Source organism: Nonomuraea turcica, from assembly GCF_030718205.1.
Classification (GTDB): Bacteria; Actinomycetota; Actinomycetes; order Streptosporangiales; family Streptosporangiaceae; genus Nonomuraea.
The window spans coordinates 35,440-52,097 of record NZ_JAUZQF010000009.1; the positions used below are offsets into that span (position 1 = coordinate 35,440).

Genomic DNA, 16,658 nt, shown 5'->3' on the forward strand with positions numbered 1-16,658 from the left:
CTGGCTCGGCCGTTGAGGTTGACCCGGTCAGCCAGCCCATCTCGGCTCACCGTCGAGCCTGCACCCAAGAGGGCTTATGCGTCTAATGCCACCTTTAGCGAGAATCCATCGATAGGCTTGATGAATGCTCGATATCGTCCGGCTTCGCGTCCTGGCGGCGGTCGCCGCCCACGGCTCGGTCACCGAGGCGGCCAAGACGTTGCACTACTCCCAGCCCTCGATCAGCCACCATCTGGCCCGGCTGGAGGCGGCGACCGGAGCCAAGCTGCTCCAGCGCGTCGGGCGTGGCATCCGGCTCACGCCCGAAGGAGAGCTGCTCGCCCGCCGCGCGGCGGAGATCGTCGGCCGGGTAGACGCGGCCGGCGCCGAACTGGCCGCCCAGCTCGGGCTGCAGACCGGCCGGGTCCGCCTCACGGCCTTCAGTTCGGCCTTGAGCGTCCTGGTCCCGCCCGCGGCCATGGCGCTGTCCCAGTCGTACCCGAACATCGAGCTACACCTGGCCGACGCCCATCCCACGGTGGCCCAGCGGCGACTGCGCGACGGCTCAGCCGACCTGGCCATCGTGCACCGCTACGACGACGCCGTGCCGGAGGACGGCATCCGCTACTCCTATCTCCTCGACGACCCGATGTACCTGCTCAGCCGGCACCCTGGCCAGACGCTCGCCGACCACCGGGACTCGGCGTGGATCGCGGGCTGCGAGAACTGCCGCGGTGAGCTGCTCCAGTTCTGCGAAGCCGCCGGGTTCAGCCCGCGCATCACCTACACCAGCGATGACATCGTCGTCGAGCAGGCGTTCGTCGCCGCCGGGCTCGGGGTCACCACCATGCCCGGCCTCGCGCTGCGCTCGCACCACGCGGACGGGGTCGTCGCCAGCGAACTGACCGAGTTCCGGCGCCGCATCTACCTCGCCACGTTCGGCGAACCACCCGACCCGCCCGCCACGACCGCCTTCATCACCGCCCTGCGCACCACCACCAACGCCCTCCAGCTGGGGGAGACGCCCTCTGCAAAGACGGGTCAGTCGTGGGAGCCGGGGGTGACGAGGCCGGATTCGTAGGCGTAGACGACCAGTTGGGCGCGGTCGCGTGCGCCGGGTTCTTCATGGCGTCGCACCCCCTCGTGAACCGAGGTCAGAATGTGGCGATCGGGTTGACTGGGCTGCCGGACGTACCGGCGAAGCGGACCGGCGCGACTGCGAGGTGGAAGTCCCACTGACCGAGCTCGGCAGCCGTCGTCGCGCACACCTCCAGGTCGCAGTTGTCGAGCATCCACAGACCCATCGCGACGAGGCTCACGGCGTGAACCGGCATCAACACGTCTTCGTACCCCGACGGCTGAACGTCCTGGGGGGTGTCAGCGCCGATCAGCGCAACCTCCCGTTCATGCAGCCATGGCAGGCAGGACGCGTGCCATCCGGCCTGCGTGAAACCGCTGGCCTCACCGGTCTCCTGCCGTACGCGGCCATAGCCGGTCCGCAGGAGTACCGCATCGCCGGATCGCACCTGCACACCCTGGCGACGCTCGGCCTCCTCGAGATCGTCGGGAAACACACCCTGCCCGGGTTCCAACCACGGCACATCGCGGACCCTCGCAATGTCCAGCAGGACACCACGCGTGATGATCCCGTTCGCCGCCGCCGTGACGGCCGCCCACGCCGATCCCGTTGCGGCGTCGACCAACGAGTGCGACCGCCCGTTGTACATCGTGCCGTCCCAGAAGATGTGGCACGGCGAGTCGACGTGGGTGATGGTGTTGCCGTGGAACATCATGCCGAGCCGCTCGTTCGAAAAGCCCCAGCGCCGGTCGTTGCGGAATCCGGGCACCGGCATGTTCTCGGCACCCGGCATGTCGGCGGCGCACGGGCACGTCGTCGTCGACCGCTCCATGTCTTCCGGTACGGCAACCTCCCATGCGCACGACACGCTCCTGCCGTGGCGCACGGCCCGTGCCGCCGCCAGCCGGACGTCGTCGGTGATGTGGTTCAGAGTGCCGAGCTCGTCGTCGTCGCCCCACCGTCCCCAGTTCGACAGCGTGTTGAAGTACCCGAGCACGTCGTCCTGTGTGGGCATCGGTCGCTCTGCCGTCATCCCAGCATCGGCTCCTCCGGTCACGCGGTTCGAGGCACCGCAGGCAGGGTGTCCCGCCCTCTCCTTTGACATGCCAAGGTCCGCTGAGCGGGCATGGTACTAGATCAGCGGGCCGGTTGCGTCCACGGAAGTGGTACATGAGTTGAGCGACGTGGCATGGTGATGCACTGGACACTACTCCGGTACTTGGTCTGCCCCCGCAGGACTAACGGTCCCCGCCGAAGGCCGCGAGAGATCATGACTGGCGCCCGGCGTTCCGGTCGGCCTGGCTCTGCTGCCACTGCTCCATGACCTTCCGGAGGGTCGCGTTCACGAGGAGCAGGAACTCACCAGAGGTGGCGAAGCGGGCGCCGGCCGGGGTCGCGGCCCCGAGGATCTCCGCCGCGCGCTGCGACTCGGCGACCAGGGTGTCGTTCATTTGCAGAGACGCAAGGGTGGACCGGACCCAGAGCTCGTCGTCGATGACATAGCGTTCGCGGCGCCCGCCGGGAGCTCGCTCCCGCTTGAGTAGTCCCTGCTGTTCGAGGAAGGCGACGGTCTGCGAGATCGACGCGGGGCTGACGCGAAGCCGCTGGACCAGGTCAGCGGCGGTGAGGGTGCCGGAGTCAGTGACATACAGGCAGGCCAGCACCCTGGCGGCCATCCGGGGCATCCCCTGCTGCTCGAGGAGCGTGGCGAAGGATTCCGTGAGGTTCTGGACCGCCTGGGGGTCACGTCCATGGCTGCTGTCGCCGACCGGCGGCGCCGGAGACTGAGCCCGCCTGCGCCGGCGCGCACGTTGCTTCGTGGCCGCTTGCGCCTGCTGCGCCCCGTAATCGTCGGGTCCGCCGTTGCGGGTGACCTCCCGCATGATGGTGGAAGCGGGCCGCCCGAGACGCCGGCCGATCTCGGTGAATCCGAGCCCCTCGGCCAGCCCCGCAGCAATCTGCTGGCGGTCCTCATTGGTGAGTCTGTCTCCGGGCATCGGTGCTGGTCTCCCATCTGCCGGGATGTGCGGGCTCGGCGCCCGCACCCCCGCCGCACAGTATGCATTCACTCGAGTCTCATTGCAATACGACCCTTGATCACCCGTTGCATTCAGTGTCATATTCATTGCAATGTCAGTCCATAATTGCGGCTGAACAGGCTAGTTAGCTCTTTATATATGTTGACCGAACTTTGAATGCAATGTACGGTCGCAGAAGTTCAGAGATGCATGAACGCCCGGCATGGACGTGAGGTGCACTACCTCAACGCCCAGAGACGGGCATTTCCCGAACGGCTCGAACAGCTCCGCAAAGGAGGCAGATGACCATGTCCGACACTGCAATGGGTGGCTTCATCGCCAAGATGATCGGCCCCAAGCGGCGGTGGCGTGAGTACAAGGCGCGCAGGGAGCAGCTCCCCGAGGACTACCGCACAGCGGTCGAAGCGATCGAGCGCTACATGATGCACTTCGTGTCGACCGATGGCGACCGCGATGCGTCGAGGTTCGAAGACCTCGCCGGCCTGTTCGAACAGGCCGCGGCGGACGGAACGCCGATCTGCGAGATCGTCGGGGAGGACCCGGTGAAGTTCGCCGAGGCGTTCGTCCGGAGCTACTCGGAGGGTGGGTACGTCCCCGCCCGTGCGCGCAAGCAGCTGACCGACGCCATCGCGCGCGCCGCCGGCGAAGACATCCGCCCGACTGCTTCGCCGCGTGCCGGCGACGGTCGTCAAGACCACGACAGCCGCCCGTGAGCGCCACGCCGGCACGGGTCTCGCAAGATCAAACATTGTGTGTATCGAACACTGTACGTAAAGGAAATTCATGATGGGACACGGCAACAGCGGCTTCTCCAAGGCCGGACTGGACAGACTGCGCGAGGTGCTGGCACGGCATGTCGAGTCCGGGAAGATTCCCGGGCTGGTCGCCCTGGTCAGCCGGGGCGAAGAGACACATGTCGAAGCGCTCGGGACGATGCGCCATGACGGTGGCGCGCCGATGCGCCACGACACCATCTTCCGGATGGCGTCCACGTCGAAGCCGGTCGCGGTGGCGGCCGCGATGGTGCTCCTGGATGAGTGCCGGCTGCGGATGGACGACACGGTGGACAAGTGGCTGCCCGAGCTCGCCGACCGGCAGGTGCTGAAGAGGGCCGACGGCCCGCTGGACGACACCGTGCCGGCGCGGCGGCCGATCACTGTACGGGACCTGCTCACCTCCACGAATGGGCTCGGCATGGATATGACCTCGCCGGGCACTCCGATCATGGGCGCGCTCTTCGAGCAGGGGGTTTACGGCCAGGACGACGGATGGCTGTTGCCGGCACCAGAGCCGGATGAGTGGATGCGCCGCCTCGGCACGCTTCCGCTGATGTACCAGCCCGGCGAACGGTGGCTGTACAACATCAGCAACGACGTGCTCGGCGTACTGGTCGCCAGGGTCACCGGCCAATCGTTCGAGACGTTTCTGCGCGAACGCATCTTCGATCCGCTGGGCATGACCGACACCGGTTTCCACGTACCCGCCGACAAGATCGACCGGCTGCCGCCCCTCTACGCCCCCGATCCGCAGACCGGAGAGTTCATCGTGGAGGACAAGGCCGAAGGGGGACACCACAGCAAGCCTCCGGCGTTCCAGTCAGGCGGCGGCGGACTGGACTCCACTGTCGACGACTACCACGCCTACTTCCGGATGCTGCTCAACGGCGGGATGCATGGGAGCGAGCGGATCCTGTCCCGGCCGGCCGTCGAGCTGATGACCACCAACCGCCTCACGCCCGAGCAGCTGGCCGCCCGAGAGGTCTGGGGCCGTAACGCCGTCCATTTGGCGTACGGCCTGGGGCAGCACGGCGGCTGGGGCTTCGGGATGGCAGTGCGTACCTACCGCGGCGACTACGCGCCCGTCGGCCAGTTCGGCTGGGACGGCGGAAGCGGCACCACCACCTACGCCGACCCGGACAACCAGCTCGTCGGCATCCTGCTCACCCAGACCGGGATGTCCACCCCGGATTCGGCGCGGGTCAACCACGACTTCTGGACCACCCTCTACCAGGCAATCGACGGCTGACCTGCCCACCTGGTCGTGGGCGGTCCCACCTCGTGGGTGCGTGCGAGAGCCGCTCGGAAAGGTATTCGTGCAGGTCATCGCGGAGCGACCGATTTGTCTAGCGTGAATCCCGCTCTGCCGCCTCGGCGATGCGCTTGATGTTCGCCAGTCGCCGATCCCAGTCGGACGCGAGCGCGGCCATCCACCGCGCCGTCGCGTTCAGTGCCGCGGGCCGCACCGCGTACCGTACCTCGCGTCCCACCCGGCTGCTGGAAACCAACCCGGCGGCGTCCAGGACGACGAGGTGCTTGACCACCGCCTGCCGGGAGACGGGAAGTCGCTCGGCGAGTGTCGTCGCGGTGGCCTCGCCGTGTGCGGCGAGGAGATCGAGCAGCTGACGTCGCGTCGGGTCGGCCAGCGCGACGAGCACGCTGTCGACCGCCTCGGCGTCGCCGCGAGGTTCGTCTGTCACACGGATGACTCTTCCGCGCGCGTCTTGAGCGCGTCCAGGCACTGGGGCCAGCCGGAGGTGTGGTCCTTCAGGTTCTGGCTGATCAGCTCTTCGGAACCGGCCAGCGCCGCGAACCCGCTTTCTACGACGCGCAGCCGCGTCTGGTCGCCTTCCCGGGTGAGGGTGAACTCCACGAGAGTGCTGTTGTCCTCGCGCAGCTCTTGCCCAGGGAACGCGCTGGTCCAGCGGTACGCCACATACGTCGGCGGCTCGACCTTCTCCACGCGCACCGGGTATTCGCCGTGTTCGGAGCTTTTCGCCACCATCGACTCACCCTCTCTGGCCACGGTGCCAGGCAGGCTGGCCTCGTCGGCCACCCAGAACCCGGGTTGGGTCACCAGCGACCAGACCCGGTCCAGGGATGCCGTGATCAGGATGTCACGTTCGATGCGATCCTCAGCCATGAGAAGACTCCTTCGTCGTTGCGCGCGATTGCAACTCTAGGGTTGCACATCGAGTCATTCATGCGCAACCCCGGAGTTGCACTTCGATCGGGCGCCGCCGACAGTGCCTTGGGCTCGCCCAGCAGCCACAGGAACAGGCTGCTCGCCGTTATTTCGGGGCTGGGGCCACAGGGAGGAGGAGGCCCTCTTCGGGCGTCGGAACGGAGTCAGGGAGCGGACGCGTCCGCCGGCGTCGAGCCCTGCCGCGGCGGTTGCTGAACGCGGCCGACACCCGGTCGAGGTAGATCGCGAGGATCACGACGGACAGGCCGCCCTCGAAGCCGCGTCCGATGTCGAGCTGGGTGACCGCCTCCACGACCACCGCGCCCAGGCCGCCGCCGCCGACCATGCCGGCGATCACGACCATGGACAGCGCCATCATGATGACCTGGTTGACCCCGGCCATGATCGTGGGCATCGCGAGCGGCAGCTGGACCTCACGCAGGATCTGCCGGGACCGCGATCCGAAGGCGTGCGCGGCCTCGATGATCTCGGCATCCACCTGGCGGATGCCGAGCTCGGTGAGCCGTACGGCGGGCGGGATCGCGAACACGGTGGTCGCGACGACACCGGGCATGACGCCTATGCCGAAGAAGAAGACGGCCGGGAGCAGGTAGACGAAGACGGGAAGCGTCTGCATGAAATCGAGCAGAGGGCGGACACCGGCGCTCACCCGTGTGCTGCGCGCCGCGGCGATGCCGAGCGGGATGCCGACGGCGACGGCCGCCACGGCGGCGACGATGACGACCGCGAGGGTCTGCATCGTCGCGGTCCACATCGCCATCGACTGGATGAGCAAGAAGGCGAGGCAGGCGGTGAGCGGGGGTTGCCACCGGCGCGTCGCCAGCCACGCGAGCGCGGTGAAGAAGGCCAGCAGCACGAGCGGATGGGGGCGGATCAGCAGGAAGTACGTCGCGTCGACCAGCTGCAGAATCAGTGCCGAGGCGACGTCGAACACGCCGGAGAAGTGCTCCTGGAGGAAACGGACGGCGCTCTCGACCCACGTGTCCACCGGCAGGTCAGGCATGAGCCGTCACCTTCTTCGGGCTCGCCAGGGACGAGAGGATGGCGGCGCGCGGCACCACCCCGAGCAGCCGGCCGTCTTCGTCGACCGTGGCGATCGGGACCGTGTGCCGCCCGGCCAGATGACAGAACTCGACCAGCGGCCGATCCACCGGCACGGTGTCGTAGTCCTGCACAAGGCAGTTCCGCAGGTCTTCCTCGCCGTTTCGCAGGGCGTTCGCCAGCAGGTCGTCCCGGGCGACGCCGAGGATGCGGCCCACCTCGTCGAGGACGAAGACGCCGTTCATCTCGGCCGCTTCCAGACACCGCAACACCTCGCCGGGACTGTCCGACAGTCGTGTGGTGGACCACGGCGGGCGCAGCACCGAGGCGGCGGTGAGCACACGTGATCGGTCGACGTCGGCGACGAAGTCGCTGACGTAGTCGTCGGCCGGCGAGGACAGCAGATCCGGCCCGGTGTCGCACTGCACGACGCGGCCGTCCTTCATCACCATGATGCGGTGCCCGATCCGCATCGCCTCGTTGAGGTCGTGCGTGACGAAGACGATCGTCCGCTGGTCTTCGGCCTGGAGCGTCAGCAGCAATTCCTGCATTTCCCGCTTGATCAGCGGGTCCAGAGCGCTGAACGGTTCGTCCATGAGGAGGATGTCGGCGTCGGTCGCGAGTGCGCGGGCGAGGCCGACGCGCTGTTTCATCCCGCCGGACAACGCCTCCGGGTGGGCATCGCCGCGGTCCCCGAGCCCCACGCGCCGCAGCGCCCAGTCGGCCCGCTCGAGCCGTTCCCTGACGGGGACGCCGCGTACCTTCAGGCCGTATGCGGTGTTCTCGCGGATCGTCCGGTGCGGGAACAGCGCGAAGTGCTGGAACACCATGCTGATCCGGCGATTGCGGAGCTCCCGCAGGTCGTCGGCGGCCATGGCCGGCACGTCCTGGCCGTCAATGGCCAACCGTCCGTCCGTGGGCTCGACCAGCCGGTTGATCATACGGACCACGGTCGACTTCCCCGAGCCGGACAGGCCCATGATGACGAACAGCTCTCCCCGATGGACGGTGAAGCTCACGTCGTCGGCGCCGAGGAAGCCGCCGGCGTGCCGTACGGCCTCGTGTCGCCGATCACCCGTCAGCAGCGGCAGCGCGCGGTTTCGCGGCAGCCCGTACACCTTGCTGAGGTGACTGGCCTCGATCATCTGGTCACCCCTTTCCGATGACCACGTCGGCCGCGGGCTTGCCGTCGACGCTGGTGACCCCGTTGAGCCACGTCCGCAGCACGTCGGGGTTGGCGCGGATCCAGTCCGAAGCCACGGTTTCGGCCGGCTTCTTCTCCTTGTCCACACTCGAGATCCACTGCGACGCGGTGTCGGCTTCGACTCGGATCTGGGAGAGGAACCGGTACAGGTTCTTATCGTCGGTGGCGAGGCCGTGGCGCGTGAGCACCCGGATCTCACCGGCGCCCGGCCATACGCGCTTCGGGTCGTCGAGGAAGTTGAGCTTGAACTCCGGCACCATCCAGTGCGGACTCCACCCGAGGAACACGGCCGGTTGCTGCTTCGCCGCGCGGCGCGTCACCTCGGCAAGCATCGCCTCGGTGCTGCTCTGCACCAGCTTCCAGTCGCCGAGCCCGTAGGCGTCTTTCGCGATCGCATCACTGATGATCTTGTTGCCGGGTGTGCCCGGTTCGATCCCCAGAATCTGCCGGCCGAACGCGTCCGCGTGCTTGTCCAGATCGGCGAGCGAACGCACCCCGAGTTTCTCGGTGACGTACCCGGGCACCGCCGGCGCGTACTCCGTGCCGGTGAGCAGAGTCCCGGCGACCTCTACCTTCTTGTCGTCCAGCAGCTTGCCGAACACCGACTGCTGACTCGGCCACCAGTTGCCGAGATAGGCGTCCGCCTGCCCGGTCGACAGGGCCTGCCCTGCCAGCGGCACCGACACCTCCTGGGCGCTGGTCTGATAGCCGAGCCGATCCAGCACCTGGGTCGCGATCTTCGTCTCCACGACGAGGTCGCTCCACGGCTGTTGCACGAACCGCGCGACCTGCTTGCCGCCGGAGCTGGAGGTATTGGCGAACCCGTCGCTGTCCGCACCGCTGCACCCGGCGAGCAACGCGGCAAGCACCGCGAGCGCGATCGGGCCGAATGATTTCCTCGGCATCACTGAGACCTCTCTTCCACAGGAGCGCCGATCCAGATCGGCGAGGACCATGCCATCTCGCCGTCGGTCTGGTAGACGCGCACGTAGTACCAGGCCGGCGCGTCTGGTACGTGCTGGTGTGTGCCCGAGCCCGGCACGTGCTGGTGTGTGCCCGAGCCCGGCATGTCGGTCCAGCGCACGCGCTGCTCACGGTCGCCGAGGCCGGTCAGCCCGCCGACGCCCGGCTGCAGCCGCAGCCGCCCCGGCCCCTTGAGCGGCACATCGACGACACGGCCATCGAGCGCGCCCAGGGTCGTGGTGACCTCGCCCTGCGGCGTCTTCACGACCACCGTGGCGCCGGGCGGCCCGACCAGGGTGAACTCGACGCCGCCGCGCTGTGCGCCGTACGGCTCACCGAAGCTCTTGGTCGTGTTCGCCCAGCAGACGCGCTGGCGGTCCACCTCGGTGATCTCCGGACTCCAGTACGGTGTCTGCAGCACTTCGCCGCCGAGGATGCTGACGGCCCCGCTCCAGTCCGTGGTCACCGGGCTCATGCCCCACTCGACCCGTACCGGGACGGCGATCCGGCGCGGCGGCAGGCCGAGGTCGGGAAGCACGGTGTGGACGACTTCGCCGTTGCGGACGACCTCGATGCGGGCCAGGTCACCGTACCCGCGGGCGTACACGTCCAGCTCCACCGGATCGCTCCGTTCGGCCTCGCCGCCCATGAAGACGTCGCCGATGCGCGCATCGACGACGATGCCGCGCTGGGTGGCAGCGAACACGCGCCGGTGGTAGAGCGCGTCGAACACCGCCGCACGGTCGAGCCGTTCGGCGTAGGCGCCGACGTAGCTGGCACCGTGCCCGTGGTCGGAGGACGCGATGAGTCCGAACCGCTGCCCGCGGCGCAGGCCGTCCAGGACGAACGTGCCTGGAAGCGTGCCGTCGGCGTACTGCCGGAAACAGCCATCGTCCTCGTAGTTGCCGCGGCAGGCCTGGAAGACCTCCACGACGCGCTGGAACTGCGGGTCGTGGTAGTCCCAGTCGAACGGCACCATGGCCGAGCCGGGGTGGTGCGGAATAGTGATCGCCGGAAACTCCGGATGCCGGCGAAGGCCGTCCCACAACCCCGTGGGCGTTTCCGATCCCTGCGCGTAGGCCGAGAAGATCGGTGCGCCGCGTCGCACGTCCCCGTAAATGACGTTCTGGTGGCCCATGAGCCCGGTCCACTCAAAGCCGTACAACGGCACAAAACGCCCGTCGACCCGGAAAAGGTCGGCCATCTTCTGGATCGACCACCACTGATACTCCGTGCTGTTCTCGGAGTGGTCGGTGACCGCCCAGAAGTCGTACTCGCACACGTCCCACGAGTAGCGGTAGAAGTCCTCAAGGGACGGCTCGTCGCCGGAGGTGCAGCGGCTGATGAGGGAGTGGCGGTGCAGGTCGCCCCAGTACAGCGCATAATCCTTGCCGTCCACGGTCGTCCGGTAACGGGTCCGGTCGGCATCGGCCCATCCGCGTGCCTCTCGTCGCTCGTCGCTGTGGACGATCTCGAGCCTGCGCGTCGCTATCGCCCGCCCCGCCGCGGTCAGCGTCGCAGCCCTGATGGAGCCGGTCCCGTGCATCCCGTGCCAGATGACCTCGCCGTGGTGCTCCAGCAGGAACGGGCACTCCCGGCCGCCGAAACCCTCGGTCCAGGCCAGCGCGCGCTCCAACCGGTTGTCGGTCTGCCACGCCACGAGGGCGCCGCTCGGCAGCGGGGCGAGCGCCGGTTCCTCGAGCGTCCCGTCGCTGGCGGCGAGTGTGGCCGGCGGTGACCAGCCGTCCGGGCCGAGCGTCTGGGCGGCGACCTCCCAGTAGTAGGTCATCAGGGGAAGCCTCCGGTGGACCCGGTACGCCACGGTCAAACCGCCCGCGGGGTCGGCGACCAGACGGGGCAGCCCACCCGGCACGACGTCGAGACCGGGCGCGAGCCGGCCTTCCGGTTCGTACAAGCCGTCGTTGTCGAGGCGTACGACGCGAATCGAGGCGGAGATCTCCGGCAGCAACTCCGGAGGGATGAACTCCCCGCTCTCCCGCATTCCCAGGACGCGCGGCGCGTCCGCGAGCCGGTCGGCCGGCCGTAGCCGGGTAGGACCGGAGCCGCCGTGGCCGGCGACGGTGATGACGTCGAAGCCGCACCAGACGGCGCCGTCCGCAGTGACGGCGAGGCTGGGATGCAACGCGTAGTCGCTCCCGCTGGTCACCGGACGCGGGTCGGCGAGTGCGCCGGTGGGGTCGGAGCGGCGGACCACGATGCGGTAGGCGCCTTGGCGGTACTCGCACCAGGCGTAGATGCTGCCGCCCCCCGGCGCAGCGGCCACCGCGGGATCCCAGACATTGCCGTCGACCCCGTCGCTTCGCTCGCTTACGAGGCGTGTCTCCGACCACGCGCCGTCGCGCCACCGGCGGGCATAGATGCCGAACCGTTTGCCCAGCGGACCCTGCCAGCAGACCTCGACGCCACCGTCGACGTGCGCGATCGCCTCCTGGTTGAACGACGGGTGACCGGTCGTGCTGACCCGTTCTTCACGGGTCCAGCCACCCTGTTCACGGCGGCGGCAGAAGACCGACACCTCGCCCTCGTGCCCGCGAGCGTAGAAGACCCACGGGCGGCCGTCGGCGTCGAACAGCGCGGTGGGGCGAAAGCAGTCGGCGGGCTCGCCGGAGAGCACGATGGGGTCCCCTTCGGCCTGTGTGCCCTCGTGGAGCCCGTCGAGGAGCAGCGCCATCACGCGATCGCCGACATCCTTCTCCCACTCGATCCAGGCGTGGAGAACACGACCGTCCGGTGTGGTCGCGACGCTGGGACGGGTGGCGGCCCCCGACGCCCACACGCTTGCCCCGGCCGATCGGCGATGCCCGTCGAGACGTGGCGCCGAGGAGAGCGCCGCCTCGGCGCGCTCGAGGAACTCGGTGAGCCGGCCGCCGCCCTCGTCGACCCACATGTAGCGCAAGGGGTCCGGATCGAGCAGCGCCTCCACGCCGGACACGTCGAGGCAGTCCTCGATCGCCGTCGCCATCCGCCGGTTGAACGCGAGCACACGCTCCAGATCCATCCGCTGTTCCGCGGTGTACTCCCCGGTGTGGTGGTCGATCCCGCAGCAGCCGTGGCCGCCATGTCCGCCGTGCTGTCCGCCCACGCCATGCCCTTTCCGAAACTCGGGTCGTCTGCCTCTCGCGCACCGCGGGCAGGCATAATGGAAATGCCGATGAAATGCCGAAGAAACAAACGACGCCGGTCCACACGCAATTTCGTGACCGCTGATTGCTAAATCGTTCTGCGCCACGACCGCGGGAGTCAATAAAAAACGGGCGGGCAAGCCAGACCGGCTTTTAACCGCTGCTATAGAGGCTCTCTATGGCCGAACGGGGGACTGGTCGATGCGGCCGGACGTGGTCTCTCTCCGCACCATCTCGACGAACGCTTGTCCCGCGTGCGACAGTGGCTCGGGACGCCACAGCAACCGGACACGGCGTACGACGGGCGGATCGATCGCCCCGATGCGGGCGCCTTGACGTGCTGCGTCCTCCGCCATCGGACGTGGCAGCAGCGCCACACCCGCACCGGCGAGGACCAAGGGGACGATCGCCGCGCGGTGCGGCGTCTCCACGGCGATGCGCAGGGGGATGCCCGCCCCCGCCAGTGACTGTTCGAGCAGTGTCCGCGTCGTCGTGCCCGGCTGAGTGGTGATCAGATCCATTGCGGCAACCTCGGTCATCTTCACCGCCCGGCCTGTCGCTATTTCGGCATCGGGCGGGAGAACCGCAAGCATCTCCTGTTCCCGGAGCTCCAAAGCCCGCAATCCCGCCGATGGCACGGAGAAATCCGCGAGACCGAGCTCGCATTCGCCGACCCGAACCATTTCCGTGACCGCCGCCGCATGCTCGGGGTCCTCGATTCGGATATCGACTCCCGGATGGGCGCGACGGAACATGCCGACGAGTCCGGCCAGCGGGTCAACGGCCAACGTGGTCAAAGCGACGATGTCGAGTCGTCCCGCCTCCAGCCGGGTGACCTGCTGAACCGACGACAGCGCGGAGGCGAAGGCACGCAGGACCTGCTGCGCGGAGCCCACGAGTGCCTGCCCCTCAGGGGTGAGCCTGACTCCGCGGCCAAGCCGGTGGAACAGCGGTGTACCGAGCTCACGCTCCAGCGTCCGGATCGTGTACGACAACGATGGCTGCGCAATGCGCAGGGCGGACGCGGCACTCGTGAAGCTGCCGTGCGATGCCACCGCGAGAAAGCACTCGAGTTGCCGCCGATCCACCCGAGCCTCCCACCATCATCGCCGCCCACCTCGCCGTACGGTCAGGGGATTCCCGCAGGGTTTCGGGGGTGCGATCGGTCAATCGTAGCTGAGATGATACGGGCCGCACGCTGGCCTTACGGGTCCGTCCAAGGGGCCGTTGCTCGAGACCCGCCCGGCCACCGCCCCGGTCGACCGCGACGCCCGCCTGAGCCTCATCGGCGCGGGCCGCCACGTGCTGCACGGACGGCAAGACCACGTCACGCTCAACGGCGTGGACCGCTGGATCGGTGGCGTCCACCTGGCAGGACGGGCCGTGCCGTGGCGCTGGAACGAGGGAGCGGAGTCCACCAAGCCAGTTTGATACATCAACTGAGTTTGATGTATGGTCGTGCGTATGGCACTCTCGGGCCAGGGCCTCACCCCGCCGGCGTTCGTCCGGCTGGCCGCCCACCCGCTACGCTGGCGGCTGCTGACCGCACTCGCCGACAGCGACTACCGGGTCCGCGAGCTGGCGACACAGGTCGACCAGCCGCAAAACCTGGTCTCCTACCACCTGAGGCTGCTGCGCGACGGCGGACTGGTCACCGCCACCCGCAGCAGCTTCGACGGCCGCGACAGCTACTACCACCTGGATCTGGAGCGCTGCACGGACGCGCTGATCGACAGCGGCGCCGCATTGCACCCGGCGCTGCGCCCGAAGACCGCGCCGTCGATCCCTGCGGTCGACCAGCAGCGGTCCCGACGTATCGCCGTGCTGTTCGTCTGCACGGGCAACAGTGCCCGCTCGCCGATCGCCGAAGCGCTGCTGCGTCACCACACGGCCGGCCGAGTGACCGTGACCAGCGCCGGCAGCCGGCCCCGGGCCCGGCTGCACCCCAACACCGTGCGGGTGCTGCGCGAGGCCTTCGACATCGACATCTCCGGCCAGCGCCCCCGGCACCTGGACACGCTCGCTGGCCACACGTTCGACCACGTGATCACGTTGTGCGACAAGGCCCGCGAAGTCTGCCCTGAGTTTGCCCACCATCCCCGGCAGGCCCACTGGAGCATCCCCGAGCCTGCCACGGCCGGCGACACCGACCAGGCCGGATATCCCGCCTTCCAGCGCACCGCAGCAGATATCGACACCCGCATCCGGCACCTGCTGCCTGTGCTCGCCGCCACCAACAGTTAGGAGCTTCCGCCGTGACCGCACCCGATCACCACGCCAGCGTCCGCTACCTCGTTGACGATGTGCAGGCCGCCATCGACTTCTACACCACCCACCTCGGCTTCAAGCTGAACACCAGCGCCGCACCCGCCTTCGCCGACGTGGTCCGTGGCCCGCTGCGCCTGCTGCTGTCGGGGCCCGCCAGTTCCGGCGCCCGTGCTACCCCCGACGAGTCCAACACCGCCGGCCGCAACCGTATCCACCTCGTCGTCGACGACCTGGATAAAGAGATCACCCGGCTCCGCGACGCCGACCTGTCCTTCCGCAGCGACGTGGTCGCCGGGCCCGGCGGGCGCCAGATCCTGCTCGCCGACCCCGCCGGCAACCTGATCGAACTCTTCCAGCCCGCCCACCGGCCGGACCCGCTCACGTAGGCCTGCCTAACCGCTCCTGAGGAAGCAGGGGACAGCCTCAGAAGATACGGTCGAGGGAACCCGGCGGGCACGGGCGGTGTAAGGAGAGCGTGTCCTCCATCACGAGACGTCAGGCATTAGCGCTCGGCGCTGCCGCCGCCGTGTCGGCCTGCGCGGCCGAGCGGCCCGCCACCAGGGCCGCGCCCGCGGCTCCCGCCCCCAAACCGGGCCGGCTGTTCGCCAGCACCGCCGCCGGGCTGGCCCTGGTCGACCTGGCCACGGGCACGGTCAAGGCCGCCTATCCCGCCGCCGTGGCCGACGGCGCCTGGACCACGGTCCACCAGCTGACGGACGGCCGCCTACGCAGCTACCGGGCCGGCACCGGCGACCTGCTGGCCGACGAACCGGTCACCGGCCGGCAGATCAAGGCCGTCTCCACCCGGATGATCGCGGTGGGGCCGCCGCCCGGGCCGCGTCGCCGTACCAGGATCACGCTGGTCGGGGAGAACGAGACGCGGACGCTCGAGCTGGACGGCAACATCGAGCCCGAGGCGTTCTCCGGCGACGGCCGGGCCATGTACCTGCTGGACCACCTGCCGCCCGAGCGCCCCGACCGCTACCGGGTGCGGATGTACGACCTGGAGACCGGCGAGATGGGGCCGCTCCAGACGCGTGACAAGACGCAGATCCCGCCCGGCGCGGAGGAGGAGATGCGCGGGCGGGGCCGCCAGGCCGTGCTGGACTCCACCGCGGGCGTGCTCTACACCCTCTACACCCACCAGGACGACCACCTGCACACCCGCGACCTGGTGGCGGGGCGGGACCAGAGCCCCGGCGTGCACGCGTTCGTGCACGTGCTCAACCTGGACCAACGGTGGGCCTACTGCTTGGACCTGCCTGCGCCGTTCGGGCTGGGCCCGCCCGAGGCGCACACGATCGCGCTGGACGCGGCGGGCAAGCGGCTGTACGCCTTCGACGCCTCCACCGGCAGCGTCGTGGTGGCCTCCACCGACGACCAGGCGATCCGGCGTAGCGGCCGGCTCGGTGAGCAGCCCGCGGGGGAGGCGTACGCGGCGGCCGGTGGTCAGCGCCTCTACCTGGCGATGGGTTCGCGGGTGCTGGTGGCCGACGGTCAGACGCTCGCACCGCTGGCCGCCTGGGCCCTTCCCGGTCCCGCCCGCGGCGTGCTCTGGACCGCGGACGAACTGCTGGCCGGGGCGGGCGATCAAGTGATCCGGCTGGACCCTGGCACGGGGGCCAGGCTCGGTGCTTTCCCGCTTCCCGGCCTGCAGGCGGTACGGCATGCAGCCCCAACGGGTTAGAAGGCGTTGACGAGGACGACGTAGACGGCGGTGCCGATGCCCACGCTCAGTCACGATCGCCGAGGTGCGCAGCGTGCGCAGCACCGCGAACGGCACGGCGCGCAGGGCGAAGGTGATGGTGAAGACGATCACGAGGACGGCGATGAGAATAGGCGGTGCTAGGCATCGGCGGTCTCCGAGGCGGGCCGAGGGGCAGGCCGGCGAGCAGTCCGGCGAGCGGTGAGGGCCTGGCGGGCCAGCAGCAGGGCGACGAACAGCAGCAGTGCGGTGAACA

General features: G+C 68.9%; 16 protein-coding genes. 7 read left to right on the plus strand and 9 right to left on the minus strand.

Annotated elements, in window-relative coordinates; genetic code table 11:
- Positions 1–124: 124 nt before the first annotated feature.
- Positions 125–1,060: a LysR family transcriptional regulator gene (locus Q9G87_RS23335; RefSeq protein ID WP_305918565.1), complete on the plus strand. Its 936-nt coding sequence runs from the start codon at positions 125–127 to the stop codon at positions 1,058–1,060.
- Positions 1,061–1,133: 73 nt separating this feature from the next.
- On the opposite strand, the gene Q9G87_RS23340 is transcribed toward Q9G87_RS23335, so the two are convergent.
- Together Q9G87_RS23340 and Q9G87_RS23345 are read right to left on the minus strand one after the other, a co-directional pair.
- On the minus strand, positions 1,134–2,054 hold the full coding sequence (locus Q9G87_RS23340) for a cyclase family protein (RefSeq protein ID WP_305918566.1): 921 nt from the start codon (positions 2,052–2,054) through the stop codon (positions 1,134–1,136).
- 271 nt (positions 2,055–2,325) lie between these two features.
- Positions 2,326–3,054: a GbsR/MarR family transcriptional regulator gene (locus Q9G87_RS23345; RefSeq protein ID WP_305918567.1), complete on the minus strand. Its 729-nt coding sequence runs from the start codon at positions 3,052–3,054 to the stop codon at positions 2,326–2,328.
- Positions 3,055–3,377: 323 nt separating this feature from the next.
- On the opposite strand from Q9G87_RS23345, the gene Q9G87_RS23350 reads away from it, so the two are divergent.
- Together Q9G87_RS23350 and Q9G87_RS23355 are read left to right on the plus strand one after the other, a co-directional pair.
- The gene (locus Q9G87_RS23350; RefSeq protein WP_305918568.1) at positions 3,378–3,809 is read left to right on the plus strand and encodes a DUF1048 domain-containing protein; all 432 of its coding nucleotides are present in this window, start codon (positions 3,378–3,380) and stop codon (positions 3,807–3,809) included.
- 70 nt (positions 3,810–3,879) lie between these two features.
- The gene (locus Q9G87_RS23355; RefSeq protein ID WP_305918569.1) at positions 3,880–5,121 is read left to right on the plus strand and encodes a serine hydrolase domain-containing protein; all 1,242 of its coding nucleotides are present in this window, start codon (positions 3,880–3,882) and stop codon (positions 5,119–5,121) included.
- 97 nt (positions 5,122–5,218) lie between these two features.
- Here the strand turns inward: Q9G87_RS23355 and Q9G87_RS23360 are convergent, their stop codons facing one another.
- The 7 genes from Q9G87_RS23360 to Q9G87_RS23390 form a co-directional block, all read right to left on the minus strand.
- Complete coding sequence (locus Q9G87_RS23360; RefSeq protein ID WP_305918570.1) at positions 5,219–5,572, minus strand: ArsR/SmtB family transcription factor; 354 nt, start codon at positions 5,570–5,572, stop codon at positions 5,219–5,221.
- Positions 5,569–6,015, minus strand: coding sequence for an SRPBCC domain-containing protein (locus tag Q9G87_RS23365; RefSeq protein WP_305918571.1), 447 nt, complete (start codon positions 6,013–6,015; stop codon positions 5,569–5,571). The genes Q9G87_RS23360 and Q9G87_RS23365 overlap by 4 nt, the downstream gene beginning before the upstream one ends.
- A gap of 148 nt (positions 6,016–6,163) precedes the next feature.
- Entirely contained in the window at positions 6,164–7,081 is a 918-nt protein-coding gene (locus Q9G87_RS23370; protein WP_305918572.1) for an ABC transporter permease, read from the minus strand.
- A complete protein-coding gene (locus Q9G87_RS23375) occupies positions 7,074–8,264 on the minus strand; it encodes a quaternary amine ABC transporter ATP-binding protein (protein ID WP_305918573.1) in 1,191 nt (396 codons plus the stop codon). Before Q9G87_RS23375 ends, Q9G87_RS23370 begins: the two co-directional genes overlap by 8 nt.
- Positions 8,265–8,268: 4 nt before the next feature.
- Entirely contained in the window at positions 8,269–9,228 is a 960-nt protein-coding gene (locus Q9G87_RS23380; RefSeq protein ID WP_305918574.1) for an ABC transporter substrate-binding protein, read from the minus strand.
- A complete protein-coding gene (locus Q9G87_RS23385; RefSeq protein ID WP_305918575.1) occupies positions 9,228–12,389 on the minus strand; it encodes a DUF3604 domain-containing protein in 3,162 nt (1,053 codons plus the stop codon). Before Q9G87_RS23385 ends, Q9G87_RS23380 begins: the two co-directional genes overlap by 1 nt.
- Positions 12,390–12,605: 216 nt before the next feature.
- Positions 12,606–13,517, minus strand: a complete 912-nt coding sequence (locus Q9G87_RS23390; protein ID WP_305918576.1) for a LysR family transcriptional regulator — start codon at positions 13,515–13,517, stop codon at positions 12,606–12,608.
- A gap of 139 nt (positions 13,518–13,656) precedes the next feature.
- Between Q9G87_RS23390 and Q9G87_RS23395 the strand changes: the two genes are divergently transcribed.
- The 4 genes from Q9G87_RS23395 (at position 13,657) to Q9G87_RS23410 (ending at position 16,384) form a co-directional block, all read left to right on the plus strand.
- Positions 13,657–13,860, plus strand: coding sequence for a hypothetical protein (locus Q9G87_RS23395; RefSeq protein WP_305918577.1), 204 nt, complete (start codon positions 13,657–13,659; stop codon positions 13,858–13,860).
- 33 nt (positions 13,861–13,893) lie between these two features.
- Positions 13,894–14,673, plus strand: coding sequence for an arsenate reductase/protein-tyrosine-phosphatase family protein (locus tag Q9G87_RS23400; RefSeq protein ID WP_305918578.1), 780 nt, complete (start codon positions 13,894–13,896; stop codon positions 14,671–14,673).
- An 11-nt stretch (positions 14,674–14,684) separates the two neighbouring features.
- On the plus strand, positions 14,685–15,083 hold the full coding sequence (locus Q9G87_RS23405; RefSeq protein ID WP_305918579.1) for a VOC family protein: 399 nt from the start codon (positions 14,685–14,687) through the stop codon (positions 15,081–15,083).
- 89 nt (positions 15,084–15,172) lie between these two features.
- Positions 15,173–16,384 carry a YncE family protein gene (locus tag Q9G87_RS23410; RefSeq protein ID WP_305918580.1) on the plus strand — a complete coding sequence of 404 codons (1,212 nt, stop codon included), beginning with the start codon at positions 15,173–15,175 and terminating at the stop codon, positions 16,382–16,384.
- Positions 16,385–16,658: the final 274 nt, after the last annotated feature.